The sequence below is a fragment of the Pelorhabdus sp. sgz311001 genome (assembly GCF_055901755.1).
The window spans coordinates 583,181-602,507 of record NZ_JBVXUT010000001.1 but is presented as its reverse complement, the minus strand read 5'-3'; the positions used below and the strand labels follow the sequence as shown (position 1 = coordinate 602,507).

General features: G+C 41.2%; 28 protein-coding genes and 1 tRNA gene. 10 read left to right on the top strand and 19 right to left on the bottom strand.

All coding sequences use genetic code 11. The features are described 5' to 3' along the window. Window positions 1-388: 388 nt before the first annotated feature. Entirely contained in the window at window positions 389-883 is a 495-nt protein-coding gene (locus AC0MXB_RS03090; protein WP_474038141.1) for a hypothetical protein, read from the top strand. A 67-nt stretch (window positions 884-950) separates the two neighbouring features. Here AC0MXB_RS03090 and AC0MXB_RS03085 read toward each other — a convergent pair whose 3' ends face one another. Next, a complete protein-coding gene (locus AC0MXB_RS03085) occupies window positions 951-1,214 on the bottom strand; it encodes a hypothetical protein (protein ID WP_474038140.1) in 264 nt (87 codons plus the stop codon). A gap of 148 nt (window positions 1,215-1,362) precedes the next feature. Between AC0MXB_RS03085 and AC0MXB_RS03080 the strand changes: the two genes are divergently transcribed. From AC0MXB_RS03080 to AC0MXB_RS03040, 9 genes are all read left to right on the top strand, one after another. Beyond that, window positions 1,363-1,764: a helix-turn-helix domain-containing protein gene (locus AC0MXB_RS03080; RefSeq protein ID WP_474038139.1), complete on the top strand. Its 402-nt coding sequence runs from the start codon at window positions 1,363-1,365 to the stop codon at window positions 1,762-1,764. Between the two features lie 181 nt (window positions 1,765-1,945). After that, window positions 1,946-2,365 carry an ImmA/IrrE family metallo-endopeptidase gene (locus AC0MXB_RS03075; protein WP_474038138.1) on the top strand — a complete coding sequence of 140 codons (420 nt, stop codon included), beginning with the start codon at window positions 1,946-1,948 and terminating at the stop codon, window positions 2,363-2,365. A gap of 19 nt (window positions 2,366-2,384) precedes the next feature. Beyond that, window positions 2,385-2,948, top strand: a complete 564-nt coding sequence (locus AC0MXB_RS03070) for a hypothetical protein (protein ID WP_474038136.1) — start codon at window positions 2,385-2,387, stop codon at window positions 2,946-2,948. 25 nt (window positions 2,949-2,973) lie between these two features. After that, the gene (locus AC0MXB_RS03065; protein ID WP_474038135.1) at window positions 2,974-3,423 is read left to right on the top strand and encodes a hypothetical protein; all 450 of its coding nucleotides are present in this window, start codon (window positions 2,974-2,976) and stop codon (window positions 3,421-3,423) included. 59 nt (window positions 3,424-3,482) lie between these two features. After that, window positions 3,483-3,974 carry a peptidoglycan-binding domain-containing protein gene (locus AC0MXB_RS03060; protein ID WP_474038133.1) on the top strand — a complete coding sequence of 164 codons (492 nt, stop codon included), beginning with the start codon at window positions 3,483-3,485 and terminating at the stop codon, window positions 3,972-3,974. Between the two features lie 46 nt (window positions 3,975-4,020). Beyond that, complete coding sequence (locus AC0MXB_RS03055; RefSeq protein ID WP_474038132.1) at window positions 4,021-4,449, top strand: rhodanese-like domain-containing protein; 429 nt, start codon at window positions 4,021-4,023, stop codon at window positions 4,447-4,449. After that, complete coding sequence (locus AC0MXB_RS03050; protein ID WP_474038130.1) at window positions 4,446-4,733, top strand: hypothetical protein; 288 nt, start codon at window positions 4,446-4,448, stop codon at window positions 4,731-4,733. Before AC0MXB_RS03055 ends, AC0MXB_RS03050 begins: the two co-directional genes overlap by 4 nt. A gap of 46 nt (window positions 4,734-4,779) precedes the next feature. Next, complete coding sequence (locus tag AC0MXB_RS03045; RefSeq protein ID WP_474038128.1) at window positions 4,780-5,553, top strand: ion transporter; 774 nt, start codon at window positions 4,780-4,782, stop codon at window positions 5,551-5,553. Between the two features lie 91 nt (window positions 5,554-5,644). Next, window positions 5,645-6,844: a tyrosine-type recombinase/integrase gene (locus tag AC0MXB_RS03040; protein ID WP_474038127.1), complete on the top strand. Its 1,200-nt coding sequence runs from the start codon at window positions 5,645-5,647 to the stop codon at window positions 6,842-6,844. Window positions 6,845-6,933: 89 nt separating this feature from the next. On the opposite strand, the gene AC0MXB_RS03035 is transcribed toward AC0MXB_RS03040, so the two are convergent. The 18 genes from AC0MXB_RS03035 to rplU all read right to left on the bottom strand — a co-directional run bounded on the left by AC0MXB_RS03035 (window position 6,934) and on the right by rplU (window position 19,267). Next, a tRNA-Ala gene (locus tag AC0MXB_RS03035) sits at window positions 6,934-7,009 on the bottom strand. A 101-nt stretch (window positions 7,010-7,110) separates the two neighbouring features. Continuing rightward, complete coding sequence (locus tag AC0MXB_RS03030; RefSeq protein WP_474038126.1) at window positions 7,111-7,977, bottom strand: CvfB family protein; 867 nt, start codon at window positions 7,975-7,977, stop codon at window positions 7,111-7,113. Beyond that, on the bottom strand, window positions 7,967-8,317 hold the full coding sequence (rsfS, locus tag AC0MXB_RS03025) for a ribosome silencing factor (RefSeq protein WP_474038125.1): 351 nt from the start codon (window positions 8,315-8,317) through the stop codon (window positions 7,967-7,969). The genes AC0MXB_RS03030 and rsfS overlap by 11 nt, the downstream gene beginning before the upstream one ends. 101 nt (window positions 8,318-8,418) lie before the next feature. Beyond that, a complete protein-coding gene (locus tag AC0MXB_RS03020; protein WP_474038124.1) occupies window positions 8,419-9,378 on the bottom strand; it encodes an LCP family protein in 960 nt (319 codons plus the stop codon). Between the two features lie 23 nt (window positions 9,379-9,401). After that, on the bottom strand, window positions 9,402-9,980 hold the full coding sequence (yqeK, locus tag AC0MXB_RS03015) for a bis(5'-nucleosyl)-tetraphosphatase (symmetrical) YqeK (RefSeq protein WP_474038123.1): 579 nt from the start codon (window positions 9,978-9,980) through the stop codon (window positions 9,402-9,404). Window positions 9,981-10,074: 94 nt separating this feature from the next. Then, entirely contained in the window at window positions 10,075-10,329 is a 255-nt protein-coding gene (locus AC0MXB_RS03010) for an RNA recognition motif domain-containing protein (RefSeq protein ID WP_474038122.1), read from the bottom strand. A gap of 101 nt (window positions 10,330-10,430) precedes the next feature. Beyond that, entirely contained in the window at window positions 10,431-11,048 is a 618-nt protein-coding gene (gene nadD, locus AC0MXB_RS03005; RefSeq protein ID WP_474038121.1) for a nicotinate-nucleotide adenylyltransferase, read from the bottom strand. Window positions 11,049-11,070: 22 nt separating this feature from the next. Next, complete coding sequence (locus tag AC0MXB_RS03000; RefSeq protein WP_474038119.1) at window positions 11,071-11,220, bottom strand: hypothetical protein; 150 nt, start codon at window positions 11,218-11,220, stop codon at window positions 11,071-11,073. Then, window positions 11,217-12,254 carry an efflux RND transporter periplasmic adaptor subunit gene (locus tag AC0MXB_RS02995; RefSeq protein ID WP_474038117.1) on the bottom strand — a complete coding sequence of 346 codons (1,038 nt, stop codon included), beginning with the start codon at window positions 12,252-12,254 and terminating at the stop codon, window positions 11,217-11,219. The genes AC0MXB_RS03000 and AC0MXB_RS02995 overlap by 4 nt, the downstream gene beginning before the upstream one ends. A 23-nt stretch (window positions 12,255-12,277) precedes the next feature. After that, window positions 12,278-13,723, bottom strand: coding sequence for a glycosyl hydrolase family 18 protein (locus tag AC0MXB_RS02990; protein WP_474038116.1), 1,446 nt, complete (start codon window positions 13,721-13,723; stop codon window positions 12,278-12,280). Between the two features lie 153 nt (window positions 13,724-13,876). After that, window positions 13,877-15,124: a glutamate-5-semialdehyde dehydrogenase gene (locus AC0MXB_RS02985; RefSeq protein WP_474038115.1), complete on the bottom strand. Its 1,248-nt coding sequence runs from the start codon at window positions 15,122-15,124 to the stop codon at window positions 13,877-13,879. 26 nt (window positions 15,125-15,150) lie between these two features. Then, a complete protein-coding gene (gene proB / locus AC0MXB_RS02980; RefSeq protein ID WP_474038114.1) occupies window positions 15,151-16,275 on the bottom strand; it encodes a glutamate 5-kinase in 1,125 nt (374 codons plus the stop codon). 30 nt (window positions 16,276-16,305) lie between these two features. Further along, entirely contained in the window at window positions 16,306-16,608 is a 303-nt protein-coding gene (locus AC0MXB_RS02975) for a YhbY family RNA-binding protein (protein WP_474038112.1), read from the bottom strand. A gap of 11 nt (window positions 16,609-16,619) precedes the next feature. Next, window positions 16,620-17,891 (bottom strand): GTPase ObgE, encoded by a 1,272-nt coding sequence (gene obgE, locus AC0MXB_RS02970; protein ID WP_474038110.1) that lies wholly within the window; start codon window positions 17,889-17,891, stop codon window positions 16,620-16,622. A 78-nt stretch (window positions 17,892-17,969) separates the two neighbouring features. After that, window positions 17,970-18,200: a Spo0B domain-containing protein gene (locus AC0MXB_RS02965; RefSeq protein ID WP_474038108.1), complete on the bottom strand. Its 231-nt coding sequence runs from the start codon at window positions 18,198-18,200 to the stop codon at window positions 17,970-17,972. Between the two features lie 143 nt (window positions 18,201-18,343). Further along, complete coding sequence (rpmA, locus tag AC0MXB_RS02960) at window positions 18,344-18,634, bottom strand: 50S ribosomal protein L27 (protein WP_474038107.1); 291 nt, start codon at window positions 18,632-18,634, stop codon at window positions 18,344-18,346. A 4-nt stretch (window positions 18,635-18,638) separates the two neighbouring features. Next, complete coding sequence (locus AC0MXB_RS02955; RefSeq protein WP_474038106.1) at window positions 18,639-18,956, bottom strand: ribosomal-processing cysteine protease Prp; 318 nt, start codon at window positions 18,954-18,956, stop codon at window positions 18,639-18,641. Beyond that, window positions 18,956-19,267 (bottom strand): 50S ribosomal protein L21, encoded by a 312-nt coding sequence (rplU, locus tag AC0MXB_RS02950; protein ID WP_474038105.1) that lies wholly within the window; start codon window positions 19,265-19,267, stop codon window positions 18,956-18,958. The genes AC0MXB_RS02955 and rplU overlap by 1 nt, the downstream gene beginning before the upstream one ends. Window positions 19,268-19,327 lie beyond the last annotated feature (60 nt).

The window sequence follows — 19,327 nt, the reverse complement described above, 5'->3', positions numbered from 1 at the left end:
ATTCCCATAGTGCAAGCTCTTCCTTCGCAATACTATAACTACTCAATTCTTCTATTGGACTGCCACGATATAAATCAGTTACATACCTTTCGCATATATCAGTGGCTAGATGAGCATTCTGATCCGATTTATCCAAAGGACTATGAAGAAGAACCACATATGGAACGGATTGACTTAGGGGTATTGGCATATCCTGTTGATGACTAAAACTGTTGAAAAGCTCGGGGCAACAAAGCATCTTTCCGCCTGTTGCAATTAACTGAGAATAATAAGCTTTGTCATTGGTTGAAATGACCGTTACTCCAGGTAATGCCTCAATTGCTTTACAGGAAAAGTGTTTTTCCAACTTTTTCACCCCCACACTAATTAATTCAAAAGGAAGATGTTTATGAAAAAAATATTAAGCCTACTCTGTCTCGGCCTTTTTCTTTCATTTGGCTTCATTAGTCATACTGAAGCCAAACTACTTGACTTTAAGAGTCAATTCACTGAACCAAAAGGGTATTTCAATACTTCACTGCGCTATAATTTTTCATCAAAGACAACAAATCCGTCTGGATTTACGCTTGAATTTTCTAGTGCCTATTCTGGGTACTACTGGCTATTTGATAAAAACAAGCTTCCCATGATAAATATTGACGGCTACATTTATCAGCCCCAGACATATTTCCGTAATACAGGACCAATGAAAACAAAAGGTTACTTCAGTTATGCTGCGTTTGATCTTCCGATCGATGTATTACAAAAGATGATTAATGCTAAACAAATAACTGCAACTTTCTATTTTGAAAGAGTCCAAGAAGAGCCTCCCATGACAGTTGAAATTCCAATAAAGATAATTGATGAATGGAAAAAGCTTACTGAAATAGTACTAAATGATTAGTTAAGCACCTATTTCGAAGAAGAAAATGGCGAGGTCATTATTGACCAGGACGATTAATACGCAACAATTATGCAGATTTAGTTGATTCAGACCCTTTTTCTCCATTAGAATTTTGTAATCTTTTAGTTGACTTATTTGGTAAAAAAATATCCATCTCACAGCCAATAATTTGTGCAACTTCCTCAACAAGTTCAAAAGAAAAACTACCAGTTCGCTCTTTTTTGGCAAATGCTTGTTTAGTTATAGGCTTTTTAAGACTTCTCGCAATAAATTCAGCAGATATTTTTTTCTTTTTTCGCTGCTCGCGAATTAAAATACCAATATGTTTCATCATAGCTCTCCTTTCAGTAGTAATCTTTTGGTTGACTCCATTATACAGTAAACTAAAAGTTTTCGTCAATAGTTATTTGTAAACTTTTTGTTGACGTAGAAAGTAAATTAAAAGTTTACTATAATATAGGTAGATGGGTGGTGGTATTTTGGAAGGTAATAAGCTCTTTGCTTTACGGATAAAACAAAAAAGAGAAGAATTCGGAGATAGCCAAGAATCTCTTGCTACTCTTTTTGGATATTCTAAGCAAGCTGTATCCAATTGGGAAGTCAAGGGAAAAGTGCCTCGCTCTAATGTTTTAGAAAAACTCGCTGAACGCTACGGAACGTCAAGCGATTATCTATTAGGCTTTACCGACGATCCAAGTTCAGTTAAAACTAAAAACACAGATAAAAAGCCCAAGGATCTTCGTAAAATCCTTGAGCAACATGAAATATGGTTTGATGGTGTTCCTTTAAGTGAAGAATCTAAAGAAGACATTCTTCATATCATTGAATTTGATCTTTATAAACGTTCAAAGGAAAGAAATAAACGAAAACCAAAGACTTGAGGTGACGATCATGGAGGAACGTCTGCAGGCCCACGAAGAAAGATATATAGCCCATGGAGTATCACTTAAAGCTGGGGTATGCACAATTTTATTAGAATGATTTAGTACACGACTTTAATCCTTTAGTCGTGTATTATTTTAATTCACTTTCCGAACACATGTTCTATCCTAGGGGGCTAGTATGAATATCAAACTTCGGGCGAATAATTTAGCAAAAAAATATAGAACTAGAAATCCTTATGAATTAGCTGGCTACTTAGATATAGCCGTTATTTTTCAACCAATTCGTGGACCAGTACACGGTTTTTGGGATCGTGTACTTCGCCGTAAATATATAGTTATAAATAGTAATATTCCCGAACACCGCCAAAAACAAACCTGTGCACATGAAATTGGCCATTCTCAAATGCATAAAGGCTTTGGTTATTATTTTATGATTGAGCATACATTCTTCTTGCCAGGTAAAATTGAAAAAGAAGCAAATGAATTTGCTTGGCACTTACTTTTTGACGAGGGATTTTGTCAATATCACTATGACGGCGATATTGATAGGTATATTCGTGAGGAGGGGATCACTGAATTAGCTAAATATGCGAAATAGCTCAAGAAAGGGTGTTCTTATGAATAAAATATTCTTATTCGTTTTTCTTTTTCTATTTATGTTTCAATCTATAACTTCAGCTGAAGTAAAAAAAACGATAAACCCTGCAATTAAAAACATTGATATGCATGTAACAAGTGACTTTAGTGTCAATTCCACAAATAGAATGATACAAATAATAATATCTCGAAGTGGATATATAAGTTCTTTTATTGGATTAACTAAAGTTGATACCTCCCATATAGTAACATTTTTTGTATATGATAGATATGAAAATAAAAATGCCAATCCTCTAACAACTATTTCTTTTACTTCTAGAAATTTACCATTTATAACTTTTATAAAAAATGGAAAAGAAAAAGATTTAGAACTAAAAGAAATCATCACTATTTCAAATGACCTTGTAAACTTCAGCACTAATAACAAAAACCTAACTCAACTTTTATCGGCAGAAAAAGTTTTTATTGTAATGGCATTAGCAGATGGAACGACACAAAAAATCGAAATTCCTTCTGAAACACTAAAAGACTGGAACTATATTTTAACTTGCGATCTCCGCGAAGAATATAACAAAGGGATCTAAAAAACTCTAAAAGGAATGATTAATTATGCCAGCAAAACAACTAGTCGGATTACTTGGGTCAATAATGCTTATAGTTGGAGCATTTTCTCCTATAGTAAAAATTCCAATTGTAGGCGAAGTAACCTATTTTCAAAATGGTCAGGGTGATGGCTCTATTGTATTAGGCCTAGGCATCATATCATTAATTTTAGTATTTTTAAAATACTACAATCCATTGATTGCAACTGGACTGATATCATTTGGAATGGTTGCTTTTACATTCTTTAACTTTCAAAACAAGATCAAAGAAATACAGAGTCAAATGAACCAGCAATTAAGAGGCAATCCCTTTAAAGGTATTGCTGAAACAATGATTAATTCCGTCCAAATTGAATGGGGATTTGCCTTAGTCATTATTGGTGCTATCTTTTTAATCGTTGCGCCTTTCTTACGCGAGTCTAATGGAAAAAACACATCACCAACACTTAATAGCTAAGCATTTTATCAACAAAAATTAATCTATAGTTTTCTTCCGGCGGCACAGAAGGAGTAATTTTGAAAAAAATCATTTCTTCTTTTGCAATAGCTTTAACAATTATTCTACTTTTAGTTCCTATCTCTTTTGCTAGTGGTTCTGGTGGACATAGTGGCCATATTGGGGTTGTACATGTAAATGGCTACTATAAAAGTGATGGCACTTACGTTCATGAACATTATCGCAGCTCGCCTGATAGCATATTTGATAATAACTGGAGTACTAAAGGAAATGTAAATCCATTCACAGGAAAACCAGGACCTAAAGTAATAGACAGCAATCTAAATTTATCTACTAACACCATTCCTCATCAAGGTTATGCCCCCTATATCACTGATACATATGAAATGAAGATCCAAAGAGCTCTCATTGCTCACGGATATGCTTGCGGTCAGATCGACGGAATCATCGGAGATATGACTATTCAAGCAATAATGCGTTTTCAACAAGACAAAGGTCTATATGTCGATGGCATAATAGGTCCTCAAACCAGCTCAGCTTTAGGAATTTAAAAACTATGCCGCCGGATTATTTTTATATCACAAAGGAGTGACACTTTTGAAAAGACATCTATTCTACCCTATTTTTATATGCATGGCACTCATGGTAATGACTTCAATTTCCTTCGCAGCCCAAATCGAAGTCAAATTTGTGACTGCAGACGCCTACAAGGCCGCTGCCGATCAGACGACAGTGTTGGATGTACGCTCTGTTTCTAGTCGCGAGAAGAGTAAGCAAGAAATTTCCGGGTCAAAGTGGATCAATCCTTATAGTGGTCCAGCACTCGAAAGCTTTATGAATTCTGCTGATAAAAGTGATTCATATACTATTTTTTGCTCTTGTATTGATGACAATTACAGCATACGCGCTGCTCAGATTCTAACTAAAAATGGTTTTAAAAATGTATCCGTACTTCAAGGTGGATGGAAAGCATTGACTGACTCCGGTGTAAAAACAGTTCCTATTCAGGAGGTAAAAGAATCATGAAAAAGCTAATTCTTTGTACTCTATTCTGTTTTATGATTTTTCCCGCTGTTGTTTTTGGTTCTCCAGCTACTGACGCCCCTCAAATAGATGCAAACTCAATTGCTGGCAGCCTTGATGCAGACTTACACCAATCTCCCGATAAAAACTCAATTGCTGGCATAAAAGATCCAGATGTTATCCCGCTTACAAGAGGATGCTGCAGCCACCACCACGGAGTATGCGGCTGTGAAAATGGACGAACTGTATGTTGTGATGGTAGATATAGTCCTAGCTGTGGATGTTAATAAAAAAAACTGATATCTAATTCCAATCAGATTTGAGATGATAATAATGAATATTGCTACGCTGCCCCAGCGATACAAAATCTATTACGATACGCTGATGGCTATTTTAGCGGTTGTAATCATAGGTTCTTTATTTGCTGAAGCACGCTTTGAATTAAGCGATAATCAAACAATTATTTTTAAAGAAATAGACTATGCAGTGTGGATCATTTTTGTAATTGATTATATTGCTAGATTTCTACTGGCCAAAGACAAAGTGCAATTTCTTCGTCATAATATTATCGATCTGATTTCTATCCTCCCGTTTGAAGTGGCCTTTCAAGGCCTCCGAGCTATAAGAATCCTTCGCTTAATCTATATGCTCAGAGTATTCGTCTATCTCAACCGAATTCATTCTCGCCTAAGTGCTCTTGTTACAACGAATGATTTTCATCATGTTCTCTGGTTTACTTTTTCAACTGTATTCTGCGGAGGAATTGCAATCAGTTACGTTGATGATATGGATATAGGTGATGCACTCTGGTGGTCATTTGTTACAACAACAACCGTCGGATATGGTGACATAGCTCCACAGTCTCTAGGAGGCCGATTAATCGCAGTGGTTTTAATGCTTATCGGAATTGGTTTTTTAAGCATGCTAACAGGAACAATTGCAACATTTTTCATTAATCGCGACCATACTTCATCCTACTGTGATGAAACAATCGGAGAAATTGCAAAGAAGCTTGAGAAATTCCAGGAGCTTTCGATTGACGATCTTAATGCTATGCATTCTGTGCTAGTAGCTCTAAAAAAGCAACAAGAAATAAAAGAGCACTAAATAAAATATATACAAGCGCGTATCTATTACCCCTCTTTGGGGTAAATTTTTCGCCCAGCAAATCGAACATACGTACTGAAGGAGTAAGGCTATGGCTATAATAAAAAAAGGAAAAAAATTTTACGTTGCAATCGAAGAAGGCCGCGATCCTGTAACAAAAAAGCGTAAGCAAAAATGGTATTCAGGTTATGACAAAAAAGAAGATGCCAAGGCCGCAGAGGATCGAATAAAATCCGAAATGAGGCAAGGCATATTTATCAGGCCAACTAAGATAACACTGGCTGAATATCTTGACGAATGGATTGATTCTTTAGATCTAAGCGATTCTACTCTCAAAACATACAAATGGGCCATAGACGGCTATTTAAAACCATCCCTTGGTCACCTACAGCTTACGCAAGTTACACCAGACCATATAGATGGTCATTTTATCAGACAGCGCAAAAAAATGGAAAAAGATAAAAAACTAGCTAAAGAACAAAAGGAAGCTCGCTTAAACAATCCCGACTCTGATTTAGCTAAAGCTAAAACCATCAAGCCTCTCTCTCGCACCTCCTTACGGTACCAATTTTCCGTCTTAAATGCAGCGCTACACAAAGCAACTCGGAAAAGAAAAATCCCCTATAATCCATGTGATGCAATAGAGCCTCCAGAAAAAGATAAATATAAGCCTGTCATTTTAAATGTTGATCAAGTTAAGATTTTGCTCAAATTCGCCAGCAAAACAAGGATTTTCGTACCTGTTACTGTTGGTATCACCTGCGGGCTCCGTAACGGCGAAATTTGCGGCATCCAATGGAAGGATATTGATTTTGATACTGGACTACTTTATGTGAATAGATCATTAGATTGGAGAAGAGGAGAACTTAAGCCAGGACCAGTAAAAAGTGATCGAAGTGAGCGACCAATTCCCCTTCCTAAAGAGACGTTAGAAGTTCTAACCAAAGAAAAAAATCATCAAGAAGAAATAAAAAAAATCCCCGATCATATCTTTCATGACGAGGATTGGGTGTGGGTATGGGAAGACGGTAGACCGCATTCTCCTGATTATCTTTACAAGGAGTTCAAAAAGCTATTAAAAATAGCCGATCTACCTGATATGAGGGTACACGATTTACGACACAGCTACGCCACGCTGCTGCGCGATCAGGGCGTAGATATGTCCACTATCTCCGAGATGCTCGGTCATTATTCTTCCTCATTCACTCATGCCGTTTATGCTCATTCAACAAAAAATACCAGAAAGACGGCAGCAAAAGCAATTGATTCATTACTGGATTCTGGTAGTTAGTTATATGCTTATTGTTTCGTGCGTTAGAAAAATGTTAGAAAAAAATAAGAAAGGCTTTGCGGAAAAGTACCGCAAAGCCTTGATTTACTTGGTGGAGATAAGCGGGATCGAACCGCTGACCTCTTGAATGCCATTCAAGCGCTCTCCCAGCTGAGCTATACCCCCAAGATTTTCGTTGAAGAAATCCCAACGAAAATTATTATACTGCATTTACATAAAAATAGCAAGTACTTTTATGAATTTTGTCAGATGCTTGCAATTTACGACTATTCCGTCGGTTCTTGCTCCCGTTTATAGGTCCAACCATCTTTTTGTTCGATTTTGCCCTCTTTGAGTAAATGGCCAAGAGCCCGCTTAAAAGCAGCTTTGCTGATCCCGAATTTCGCTTGAATAATTTCTGGTGACGAAGTATCACTATAAGGCATTTTCCCGCCTCGTTCTAGCAAAAAAGCAAATAGCGCTTCACTATCATTCACTAAAGCTTTTTCTTTCAAGGGCCGCATCGACATGTTAATCCGACCATCTTCGCGAATATAGGTAATTCTGCCTGTTACTTCCTCACCTACATGAGGTCGACCGATCATCTCGGACTCATGTAGAAAAGCAATATAACGATCTGTCGTAAACACAAAGGCGCCATTTTCACCAAAATTATAAAGACTTCCTGTTACAGTATCACCGATTTTCGCTTCTGTCGCTGGCCGCGAAGCGCGACGCAGTTCATCTTCCACTTCCATCGTTACAGCGAGTCGGTCGGATTTATCGCGATATAATTTAACCCAAACTGTATCACCGACTTTTAGTCGTCCGCGCATACCAGCAAAAGGCATAAAGATTCCTCGTTCAGCACCAATATCAACAAAAGCGCCGTCTTTTGTTGTATTAATTACTTTCACGCGAGCAACTTGCCCTTCTTTCATTTTAGGCAGCTTTTGGCTCGCTGTGAGACGATTTTTAGGATCTTTATAGAGAAATACAGTCACTTCGTCGCCAATGGCAACGGCGTCTGTCTGTTGTACTTTATGAAGCAGGATATCATCGGAAGTATTTCCCGTACCAGCATCAAGAAAAGCGCCTAGTTCACTAAGACGAGCTACTTTTAAAGTAACAACATCACCAGCTTTAAGCATCATAAACCTCGCTGGAAGCATCGCCCCAAAGCCGCTCTAAACTGTAGAACAACCGATCTTCTTCGATGAAAACATGAGCCACAGCATCACCGTAGTCAAGTAAAATCCAGCGTCCTTCTCTATATCCTTCTTTCCGGGACGGCTCAACTCCCTGCTCGCTAAGCTTTTCTTCAATATTATCAGCAATAGCTTTTACCTGCGTTGTGGAAAAAGCGCTGCAAATAATATAAGAATCGGTCACAGGCGAAATTCCTTCCATATCTAAAATTACTATATTTTGAGCTTTTTTATCACTCGCCGCAGCGGCAATCGCTTTAGAAAGTTTTTGATTATTTTGATTCATAATTTTCCTCCTCAAATTGTCTGTTCTAGTATCTGTCACTTGTTTCGGGCTTATTCGAAAAAGACCTACAGCGAACTGTAGGTAAATACCCAAAGTATGTATTATGGCGCCACTGGAAGCGCTTGTGCCGCAAAAGCACGTTCTATGAGCAGTTTGATTTGGGTCTTATCAGGTTCCCAATAGCTAATATTATCAATAGTAGCAAAATTCCCTGGCAACATTTCCGCTACGAACTGACCTGACTTCAACCCACGCAGCACATTTGCCGCTTGTAAGGATGTAGCAATGGACATATTCATCTCTAAGTTACGATGAACAGCCGAAACCAAGTAGGGAATTTTTACAATTGTTTCAGCACGCCAAAACTGTTCGGACAAAGCCTTGAGAAACTTTTGCTGTCGTTCGACCCGGCCAATATCGCCAAGCTCATCATGCCGAAAGCGAACATATTCTCCAGCTTGCTCACCATTTAAATGCTGATAGCCTTTATGTAAATGGATCGCAAGATTGGCATAAGGATCTTCATAATCCATATCATGTTCTACATACAGATCGACGCCGCCCAAAATATCGACTACTTCTATAAATCCTTGCCACTTAGCTGTCATATAATAAGGTATGCTAATATGAAGAAAGTCTTCTAGGGTCTTCAAAGCCAAGGTAGATCCGCCATAAAAATAGGCATTATTAATTTTTTCGAGACCTTTATGACCGGGAATATTCACACGTGTGTCACGAGGAATAGAAATAACATGAACATTTTTTTGCGTCAAATCCACACTGGCAAGCAGCATCGCATCAGACCGGCTAGGCGAACCAGGAACGTCGATGTCGCCGTCATCAAGACCTAATAATAAAATATTAATGCGTGATGAATCAACTACAGGTGCTGTAGAATTACTTGAAGCAGTAGCAGTCACTGGGGAATCTAAAAAGCGATGAATAGTCTGATAGGCTGCATGGACGGCACTGCCTAGTATAACGACAAAAATCAGCAATAATAAGTAAACGCGCCCCCAACGAATTTTACGCCGCGGCTGCCTTGATAAAGATTTACGCATCGTTGCTCTTCTAGACCTCTCCTTCAATCTGCGCCTTGCAAAGGTGCAATTTCTTCCAATAATTCGTTACGCGCTAAAATCGTATTTTCATGAATCCAGGCGTCATGTTCAATTAAAAAAATTAAGGAATGGTTCATCGCCGCCAAAACCGCGGCATCAAGCCCGCGTTCTACTTTCTTACGCAGTTTATCTACGCCGGAATATTTTCGATTTGGTTCAATACAGTCTGCCAAATAAATAATCTTGTCAAGTTTTGTCATATGGGGCATGCCTGTTGTATGAACAGAGATTGCCCGGGCAATAACCGGATCTGTCACTTTGAGCTCTGCTGCAATCAAAGCGGCACCGACAGGAGAATGAAGTAAAATCGGACTTTTTCGATCAGCAGCACTAATCACTATACCAAAAGCCTCTGCTTTTTGCAATAGGTCCCGAGCAGGTATTTCGCGCGCATAATCATGGAGCAGACCAGCTAGAGCCGCAGTCTGTTCATCAACACCAAATTTTTTCGCTAAAAATAGTGCAGTATCTCGTACGCCGAGCGAATGACGAAACCGTTTAGGCGACAGTCTTTCCTGCAACAGGGCTTCATATTTTTCCATTAACAAATAAGTTCACCTCGTGTTTGTATTTCGCTAACGGTCGTAAATATCCTGCCATTATAAAAGCCTCCTTACAAGTAAGGAGGCTGCCTTCTCATCCCTGGCGGGGTTTTGCTTCATTTACAACAATTTGTCGTCCGGAAAAATCAGAGCCGTTCATCGCGTCAACCATATTAGAAGCATCATCTGTTGATACTTCCACAAAGCCAAAGCCGCGTGAGCGTCCTGTCTCTTTGTCAGTAATGATTCGGCTGGAAATTACAGCCCCATGAGGACGAAAAGCGTCTGCCAGAATTCCCTCAGTAGTAGACCATGGCAGATTTCCTACATAAAGAGTTGTGGTTCCCATAAAGCGTCACCTCTCTTTCGCAAAAGGTCAAAACTTAGTACCTTCACATTATTGACTTTTTTGCCAAGATTCATGCCTACCTTTATTTCCCTAAGAAACTACTACTTCTCATATAAACGATTATATATTATGTACTGACGCACTGGATCAGGCACAATATAGCGCAGTGAGAGTCCTTGTTCCATTCTCTGGCGAATTTCTGTAGAAGAAATGGCCAACTCTGGCGTAGCCAACTGATGAATTTGGCTTTGCAATCCTACGGGAAAATGTGTCAAAGTATCGCTTAGAGAATAAATCGTTCCAGGCCTTGCCGCGGCAACGAAATGACAAAGCCTTAGTAATTCTTCGGCATGACTCCAAGTATGAAGCTCCACCAAAGAATCTGCGCCAATTATAAAATAAAATTCTGCTCGCTCACCGTATTCAGCGACAAACTGACGCAACGTATCAATCGTAAAGGACGGGCCGCTTCGTTCCAGCTCCATAGTTGATACCATAAAGTAGGGATTTGACTCCACCGCTAATTGGGTCATAAACAATCGATCACTTGCCGAAGTAATCTCACTGCCTAGCTTATGCGGCGGCGAGCCTGCCGGAATAAAAATGACTTTTTCTAAATCAAACTGATTGCGTACCGCCTCAGCCGTCACTAGGTGACCCATATGAATCGGATCAAAAGTTCCTCCCATCAATCCAATTCGCTGCTTTGGCCTATTCATAGCTGCGTTCCTCCCTGACGTCCTATACACCAAATAATCGAAATAAATAAAAGCAAAGAACCATGACAAAGACGATAATAAGCCCTGCCTTTAGATAATCAAGGCCATCGCGACGACCTTTACCATAGATAAAATAATCCCAAAGCGCAGCAGTCTTCTGCCATTTTCTCATGGAGTCGCCCGATTCTTAACAGACTCCGTAACAAGAATTTCATCGCCTTTTTCAACGCCACTGGTAATCTCGGCCATCCGATCAGAGATCAGCCCCACTTTAACCGCTTGATTGACAGGTTGCCCCTTTACAATCATCTGGACATAAAAAATGCCGTTATTTTCTTTCAACGCAGCTTTGGGAACAAGCAAGACATTTTCTTTGGTTCCTGCTAAAAACGAAATTGTTGCCGCCATCCCAGGCCGCAGTACTTCCTGAATAGGATCTACCGTAATTAAAACAGTGTAATAGACCTTTTCATCACGCAGCTCCGCTTTGGCCAAAACACGATTTACCGTTCCCGCAAAAGTCTGCTGTCCTAAATCATTAACTGAAAAAGAAACTTCCTGGCCAGGAAAAATTTTGCTAATTTCTTTTTCCTCAACCTTCGCTTCTACTTCCAGTTCTGATAAGTCGGCAATCGTCACTAATGCCAGCAAATTCTCTTGCCCTGGCAAAATGCTTTGGCCAGCAGCAATCGGTTTACCGATGACCATGCCATTTACCGGCGAAGAGACTGTAGCCTGCTGCAAAGCTCCCACAGCTAAATCATAAGTTTTCTGGGCCGTATCGCGCTCCAACTGAGCAGCCGCAAATTGCTGCGCGGAAACGGATCCGTCTTTCACTAAACTGCTCATCTGCTCGAGCTTTTGAACGGCTTCCTGCAGTTTCTGTTGATGCTCCTGTACCTGTTTTGCCAAAAGACTATCATCAAGCTTCAATAATATCTGGCCTTCTTTGACAAAATCATTTTCTTTAACAGCTACTTCTTTGACTACGCCAGCGCTTTTTGCATAAACTCGTGTAGTATCGCGCGCATAAAGGGCGCCAGAAGCCTTTACATAAGAATGAATTGTTCCCTGCTCTACTCGTACGACCTGAACAGTTACGCTTGGCTTATTGCGCTCTTGATAATAGGAATAAGCAGCCTTCGCAAGAACAAGAACAACAAGCAAAGCTATAATCCAGTATTTTTTTCGCTTAATCTGCTCCATCTTGTCTCGCCTCCTAGTAAAGTTTACTGCCCCAACTTAGTTTGTAATACCTGCCAAATTGATTTTTTTTCAAAACCCTTGCGCCAAGAAGCAACGCCAGCCAATTTATACTCATCGACTAAAGCAGCCTTTAAGCCGATAGATCGTTCCTCTTCCAGCCAAATTCGATAGCGCTTTCCTTCTCGTTCATATTCTGTATAATATTGACCTTCTTTTTCCAGCCAATTTACTGTTAAATGATTATTTTTGATTTTTTCTTCCGCATCAGGCATAGATAAGGTCCTTGCACGCACTTTTACAGTTCCTTCTTCGGTCTCCCGCTCTTCCCATTCACGCATATAAAAAGGCAGACCGATTAACACTTTTTCCTTGGGCACAAAGCGAAGCGTCTTATCAATACCGGCTTTTACCCAAGCAAGCGATGCTACTGAACCGCTTATCGGGCTTTTCGACCAATGCTCATCATAAGTCATAACCATAACATAATCAACCGCCTTGCCAAGTCGTGATCGATCATAGCAATTCGACCAATTCGGTACATTGCTTGGTACGGTTACATCAACAGAAACTACGAGATTTTGTTTTTTGAGAATCTCTGATGCTTTTTCGATAAAAGCAGACAACGCTTCTTTATCTTGATCATAAACATTTTCGATATCAAAGTTAATCCCATCAAGTCCATAATAAGAACTATAAAATAATAAAGATGCAATTACTCTGTTTTGTGCCGTTTCACTGGCCAATAATTCATGGGTTAAATCAGGGTCAAAACTATTAGTAATTAAAGCCCATACTTTATAGCCTTTACTATGAGCCAAATCTACATACTGACTATCAGCCTTACTCATAATAGCGCCACTACCGCTCACAATAGAAAACCAAGTAGGTGAAAGAACATTTAGACCTGCCACCGTCTCTTCCTTGGCTAAATCGTTGCTTGTTGCCCGCACATCCCAAGCTAAATTAATTTTGCCCGCCGGAATCCCTTTCGCTGGCAAGGCTTGAACAGAATAAGGCGCTATCGTTTTACTATTCGGCTCTAAAATAACATGACCGCTATAGTCAAAGGAACTGGCCAGACCAGTAATCATATCAAGATTAACTACATCAACATAAGGACGTCCGCCAAGCTTTACCGCCGGAAAACTCATCACCATTTTTTCTTGCAGCGACTTTTTGATTGCTTGATTGTCTGTAGTTAAGCGTCCGCTAGGTACAGTTAAGAAGACCCGATTTTCTTCACTACGGTAAACAGCGTCTCCATCTACATAGTTCTTCAAGGTTTCAAAAGAAACAAGAATTTCATTGGCATTGACATAGGCCGCATCAGAAATTGGCGCATAACCAGCTTCCGTCTTCACAACAATCGGCTTTGCCTCGCGGAAAGGCGCTGCTTCACCGCTATTTCCCATAAATATGCCAAAAAGGAATACCCACAAACATCCCCAAAAAAAGATTTTTCTACCCATGCTTTCCCCCTAAAAAGTAAAATCTTTAATTAAATTTGACAAAGCAACGAGAAAACCCTTTCTTATGAATAAAAGCCTCCTCTGCTTGCTCTTGAAAAAAAGCAGACAAAATCCCGCTTTTCAGCGAAAAACTGTCTGCTTTTATACGAAAGTCTAGCGAATTTGTCCGTCACCATCAATCAAGTACTTTGTACTCGTCATTTCTTTCAATCCCATGGGACCGCGCGCGTGAAGCTTTTGTGTACTAATGCCAATTTCGGCGCCAAAACCAAATTCACCGCCATCGGTAAAGCGAGTGGAAGCATTCACATACACAGCTGCAGCATCAACCTCCCGCTGGAAACGACGAGCCTGAAAATAATTGGTTGTTACGATCGCTTCAGAATGGCCCGTACTATACTTGGCAATATGTTCTAAAGCTTCTTCCAGATCGGCCACAACTTTGACTGATAAGATATAATCATGATATTCCGTAGCCCAGTCTTCTGCCGTTGCTGCTTTCACCTGGGAATCATAGCGCTGTGTCATTTCGCAGCCCCGTAGTTCTACCTGAGCTTCGCGATAGCGTTTAAGCATGAGCGGCAAGAATGCGTCCGCAATATTCTTATGAACTAAAAGGGTTTCCATAGCATTGCAAACGCCAGGACGCGACACTTTCGCATTAAAAGCAATTTCTGTAGCCATCATAAGATCAGCCGACTCATCAATGAAAGTGTGGCAGACGCCTGTGCCTGTTTCAATGACTGGTACTGTACTATTTTGCACTACGGTTTGAATGAGTCCGGCGCCGCCGCGGGGAATAATCACATCAATATAGCGATTCATTTTAAGCAGCAGCTGCACAGCTTGACGGTCTGTCGTTGCAACAAGAGAAATCGCGCCTTGAGGAATCCCTGCCGCTTCGGCGGCTGTAACCAAAATTTTCGCCAAAGCTTGATTGGAAGCAAAGGCTTCCGATCCCCCCCGCAAAACAACAGCATTTCCCGTTTTCAAGCAAATTCCCGCCGCATCAACCGTTACATTAGGCCTTGCTTCATAAATCATCGCGATCACACCGAGTGGAACGCGGACTTGACGAATTTCCAAGCCGTTAGGACGCCGCTGCACCGAAAGGGTTTCACCTATCGGGTCAGATAAAGCCGCTAACTGTCTAAGGCCGTCAGCCATAGCCTGAAGACGGCCTTCGTCAAGGCGAAGCCTGTCTAATAAAGCCTCACTGAGACCGTTGGCCCTGCCTTGTGTCAAATCCTGTTCATTGGCGGCAAAAATAGCCGCCTGCTCTGTTAATAGAGCATCAGCCATCTGAAGCAGCGCCTGATTTTTCATTTCAGATGAAATGACAGCCAACTTTCTGGCAGCCGCTTTCGCCTGTTTTGCTTGTTCTTCTAACTCTCGCTCCATGACTCCCTCTGCTCCTTTTTTGTATATTATACCAACAAAGCCAGATTGTCGCGATGAATGACTTCATCATACGGTTTAGAACCTAATACAGAAGAAAATTCGTGACTATGACAGCCTTTAATGCTATCAAGATCACTACTGTTATAATTTACAAGACCACGCGCCACTTCGCGACCGCTTTCATTTACAATGCGAATGGTATTGCCTTGTTCAAAATCACCGCTAACGGCAAGAATCCCCGCAGCAAGCAAACTTGAACCAGCTAATAAAGCCTTTTCACAGCCAGCATCAATCGTTACCGAGCCATAAAGGCGCGAACCAAAAGCCAGCCAGCGTTTTCTTACATGAAGACTATTTTCTTTCGGGGAAAACAGCGTTCCAATGGCCTTTCCCACCAAAATATCGCGAATCACACCGTCACGACTGCTTAAAGCAATCACCATGGACACACCGCTATTCATAGCAATTTTGCCTGCTTGTATCTTCGTATACATACCGCCAGTACCGCGCAGCGACCCCGGTTCTCCAGAAAGAGCTTCTATTTCCGGCGTAATATCAGCAATTTCACCAATCAGTCGAGCAGCCGGATTGACGGCAGGGTTTTCCGTATAAACACCTTCTACGTCAGATAAGATGATTAGTAAATCCGCATCGACAAGGCCAGCGACCGTAGCCGAAAGCGTATCATTGTCGCCGATCTTAAGCTCATCTACAGCAACAGCATCATTTTCATTGATGACAGGAATAACTCCCATCTTTAGCAACGTTAAGAGACTGCTACGCGAATTGGCATAACGACGCCGATTGACGGAATCTTCCCTTGTAAGCAGTACTTGGGCTACTGTTTGCCCGTATTCACCAAAGATTTTTTCATAAACATGCATTAAAATCCCTTGCCCCACAGCCGCCGCAGCTTGCTTTTCCGGGATCGTTTTGGGCTTTTCTATAAGCCCTAACCGATCCATACCAACACCGACAGCACCAGAGGTTACTAAGATCATTTCCTTGCCTTGGTTGGCTAAATCAGCCAATTCACGAACTAGTTTTTCTATACGAAACAAATTCAACTTGCCATTTTCATAAGTCAAGGTGCTTGTACCCAGTTTAACAACAATCCGCCTCGCCTTTGACAAATCTGCTCTTGTTACCATATAAAGATCTCCTTTAGCGCTGACATTCCCTTAGGGTAAAGTGATAACAGGCTTTTCTTCGTTAGGCAGATATAAAAGACCATTACGGCCAATTACCTGAACAACTAGAGCGCCAGTAGCCTCGCCGAGTTCATAGATTGCATCACTAGGATCTAGAGGACTGTTTTGCAACACCCGGACTTTAACAAGTTCTCTAGCGGTAAGCGCCTGCTTTGCACTGATTACTACCGATTCAGCAATACCGCCCTTGCCTAATTGTACGATCGGATCTAAATCCATTCCTAAAGACCGAAGATAACGTTTTTGCTTTCCTGTTAATATAATTTCTGACAAACTTTCTTCACCTACTCCTTAAATTCAAACTCCATATCGCGAATACGAACTGTGTCGCCTTCTTTAATCCCTCTAGCCTTCAAAGCCTCATCAACAGCTAAGCGGCGCCAGGCCAATTGAAAACGTCTTAGGCCTTCATCATCATCAAAGTTAATCATTGCTACCATTTTATCAATTTCTCGATTTGACACAACAAAAGCGCCATCATCAGTCCGACTAATCTGAATCGCATCTTCATCTTCCGGCTGATAGAGAATCGTCTCGGTTAGAGCTTCCGGTTCTTCTACATAGCTTTCGACAAGCTGCATAGCCCGCCATAACAGCGGCTCCATTCCTTCGCCCGTAGCAGCCGATACAGGAAACACTTCATAGCCTTGTGCCGTAAGCTCAGTGGTAATCCGTGCCAAATTCTCCGCGGCTTCCGGCAAGTCTACCTTATTAGCAGCAATAAGCTGCGGTCGTTTCGCCAGACGTTCGCTATATAAACGCAACTCTTGATTAATTTTCACAAAATCCTCGAGGGGATCACGTCCATCCAGCGCCGCTGCATCAAGAACATGAATGAGCACTTTGGTCCGTTCTACATGGCGCAAAAACTCGTGTCCCAGGCCGACTCCCTCGTGAGCGCCTTCAATCAAGCCTGGAATATCAGCTAAAACAAAGCTCGCTCCTTCTTGCAGACGTACAACGCCAAGAACTGGAATGAGTGTCGTAAAATGATAAGAGGCAATCTCCGGTTTTGCTGCCGTAACACTGGCCAAGATGCTCGATTTGCCAACGCTAGGATAGCCTAATAGGCCCACATCAGCTAACAGCTTCAACTCTAGCAGCAGATTTTTCTGCTCGCCAGGTTCGCCTTTTTCAGCAAAAGTCGGCGCTTGATGGGTGCTGCTGACAAAGCGAGCATTACCACGGCCACCGCGACCACCCTTTGCGAGAACTGCTTCTTGGCCTATTTCTGTTAAATCAGCCAAAATACGGCCGGTTTCTTCTTCTTTTACAATAGTACCGCGCGGTACTTTTACATATAAATCTTCTGCACCACGACCATGCATATTGCTTGTCTGGCCATTGGCGCCGCGCTCAGCCTTAAACTTACGACGATAGCGAAAATCAATGAGTGTATTCATATTAGAATCCACCACAAAGATTACATTGCCGCCGCGGCCGCCATCACCGCCATTAGGGCCGCCCTTCGCCACAAATTTTTCCCGGCGGAAACTGGACATGCCATTGCCGCCATCGCCGGCCAAGACGGTAATTTTTGCTTTATCGATAAACATGATAATTCTCCTTTAAATTGCAATGGTCAAGCACTAACTCTGCTTGCTAGGTCTTACTATTTGCCAATAAAGAAAAAATTACTCTTTTTCCCCTTTGCAGCAAAGATCCCCTTTGTAGTGAAGCCGCAGCGTTTCATTGACCATATTCGTATCTTGCGCCACTTTTTCGAGATAAGCTTGAGCCTGATCGGCTTTGCCAAGCTGCAATAGCGCATGAGCTACTTGCAGATGATTCACAAAGTCATGACGCTGCGCCCGAAGCAGCCGAACTATTTCAGGGCAAACACCCTCGGGAAGCGTTAAATCCATAAGTAAAGCCTCCTTATTCACCATTAGATGAAAATTTCGGCTTCTTGGACGTAATTTCCTGTCAGTCTCCTAAAAATCGCTATTTTTGTTTTATTATTAAAAAACGCCTGCAACCAGAGACGTTGCAGGCGCTTTTTTAAGTATTAGATTGCTTCTTCCACTTTGTAGACACTGACTTGTCTATTCAAGCGGCCTTTGCGTTCAAAAGCAACTTTTCCTTCAATCAATGAATAAAGCGTATCATCGCTGCCGATTCCCACATTCTTACCAGGGTAGAAATGAGTTCCTCTTTGACGAACGAGAATGCTTCCTGCCGTAACAACTTCACCAGCCTGACGTTTTACACCCAAGCGTTTTGCTTCACTGTCACGACCATTACGGGTACTACCTACCCCTTTTTTATGAGCAAATAACTGTAAGTCAAAAGTAAACATGTCTTCACCTCCTGTGTTCTATAATTCGAACACTTTTGGGAGAAATTTTTGCAATTTCTTTCAATCCCAAAAGCATAGTCTGGCAAACCGCTTCTGTCAGATCATCAGGAACTTCTCGTAAAGTACAGTCAAGCTGCCCTTCCGCCACTTGCAAATCAAGCTCGCGCTCCAAGTGATTCATAAGTCCAAGTACGGCTGACTGCGTTAAAGCCGATACACCGGCACAAACAATATCTTTCCCGCGAGTCGCTACATTAGCATGCCCCGCTACAGAAAATCGTTTGATTTGACCAGCTAAATAAAATATTTCTATCGAAATCATTATGCTTCAATCTTTTCAATAACAACCTTAGTAAAAGGTTGACGATGACCTTGACGACGACGATAGTTTGATTTTGCTTTGTATTTGAAAACAAGAATCTTTTTATCTTTGCCATGATCAACAACTTTAGCCGATACTTTTGCACCAGCTACGAAAGGTTTGCCGATCAAAACTTCGCCTTCTTTAACAACTGTTAAAACAGAATCAAAAGCAACAGTTTCGCCTGCAGCTACGTCCAATTTTTCAATTGTTACAACATCACCTTCAGCAACGCGATACTGCTTGCCACCAGTTTTGATAATTGCGTACATCCATTACACCTCCCTTATATTCGACTCGCCGAGTAGGGTACCTTAACGGATTTATAACCT

Bases quoted from the DNA above. Each gene is read 5' to 3' on its own strand.
- AC0MXB_RS03090 (WP_474038141.1), top strand. From the start codon at position 389: ATGAAAAAAATATTAAGCCTACTCTGTCTCGGCCTTTTTCTTTCATTT.
- AC0MXB_RS03085 (WP_474038140.1), bottom strand. From the start codon at position 1,214: ATGAAACATATTGGTATTTTAATTCGCGAGCAGCGAAAAAAGAAAAAA.
- AC0MXB_RS03075 (WP_474038138.1), top strand. From the start codon at position 1,946: ATGAATATCAAACTTCGGGCGAATAATTTAGCAAAAAAATATAGAACT.
- AC0MXB_RS03070 (WP_474038136.1), top strand. From the start codon at position 2,385: ATGAATAAAATATTCTTATTCGTTTTTCTTTTTCTATTTATGTTTCAA.
- AC0MXB_RS03065 (WP_474038135.1), top strand. From the start codon at position 2,974: ATGCCAGCAAAACAACTAGTCGGATTACTTGGGTCAATAATGCTTATA.
- AC0MXB_RS03050 (WP_474038130.1), top strand. From the start codon at position 4,446: ATGAAAAAGCTAATTCTTTGTACTCTATTCTGTTTTATGATTTTTCCC.
- AC0MXB_RS03045 (WP_474038128.1), top strand. From the start codon at position 4,780: ATGAATATTGCTACGCTGCCCCAGCGATACAAAATCTATTACGATACG.
- AC0MXB_RS03040 (WP_474038127.1), top strand. From the start codon at position 5,645: ATGGCTATAATAAAAAAAGGAAAAAAATTTTACGTTGCAATCGAAGAA.
- AC0MXB_RS03030 (WP_474038126.1), bottom strand. From the start codon at position 7,977: ATGATGCTTAAAGCTGGTGATGTTGTTACTTTAAAAGTAGCTCGTCTT.
- rsfS (WP_474038125.1), bottom strand. From the start codon at position 8,317: ATGAATCAAAATAATCAAAAACTTTCTAAAGCGATTGCCGCTGCGGCG.
- AC0MXB_RS03020 (WP_474038124.1), bottom strand. From the start codon at position 9,378: ATGCGTAAATCTTTATCAAGGCAGCCGCGGCGTAAAATTCGTTGGGGG.
- yqeK (WP_474038123.1), bottom strand. From the start codon at position 9,980: ATGGAAAAATATGAAGCCCTGTTGCAGGAAAGACTGTCGCCTAAACGG.
- AC0MXB_RS03010 (WP_474038122.1), bottom strand. From the start codon at position 10,329: ATGGGAACCACAACTCTTTATGTAGGAAATCTGCCATGGTCTACTACT.
- nadD (WP_474038121.1), bottom strand. From the start codon at position 11,048: ATGAATAGGCCAAAGCAGCGAATTGGATTGATGGGAGGAACTTTTGAT.
- AC0MXB_RS03000 (WP_474038119.1), bottom strand. From the start codon at position 11,220: ATGAGAAAATGGCAGAAGACTGCTGCGCTTTGGGATTATTTTATCTAT.
- AC0MXB_RS02995 (WP_474038117.1), bottom strand. From the start codon at position 12,254: ATGGAGCAGATTAAGCGAAAAAAATACTGGATTATAGCTTTGCTTGTT.
- AC0MXB_RS02990 (WP_474038116.1), bottom strand. From the start codon at position 13,723: ATGGGTAGAAAAATCTTTTTTTGGGGATGTTTGTGGGTATTCCTTTTT.
- AC0MXB_RS02985 (WP_474038115.1), bottom strand. From the start codon at position 15,124: ATGGAGCGAGAGTTAGAAGAACAAGCAAAACAGGCGAAAGCGGCTGCC.
- proB (WP_474038114.1), bottom strand. From the start codon at position 16,275: ATGGTAACAAGAGCAGATTTGTCAAAGGCGAGGCGGATTGTTGTTAAA.
- obgE (WP_474038110.1), bottom strand. From the start codon at position 17,891: ATGTTTATCGATAAAGCAAAAATTACCGTCTTGGCCGGCGATGGCGGC.
- AC0MXB_RS02965 (WP_474038108.1), bottom strand. From the start codon at position 18,200: ATGGATTTAACGCTTCCCGAGGGTGTTTGCCCTGAAATAGTTCGGCTG.
- rpmA (WP_474038107.1), bottom strand. From the start codon at position 18,634: ATGTTTACTTTTGACTTACAGTTATTTGCTCATAAAAAAGGGGTAGGT.
- AC0MXB_RS02955 (WP_474038106.1), bottom strand. From the start codon at position 18,956: ATGATTTCGATAGAAATATTTTATTTAGCTGGTCAAATCAAACGATTT.
- rplU (WP_474038105.1), bottom strand. From the start codon at position 19,267: ATGTACGCAATTATCAAAACTGGTGGCAAGCAGTATCGCGTTGCTGAA.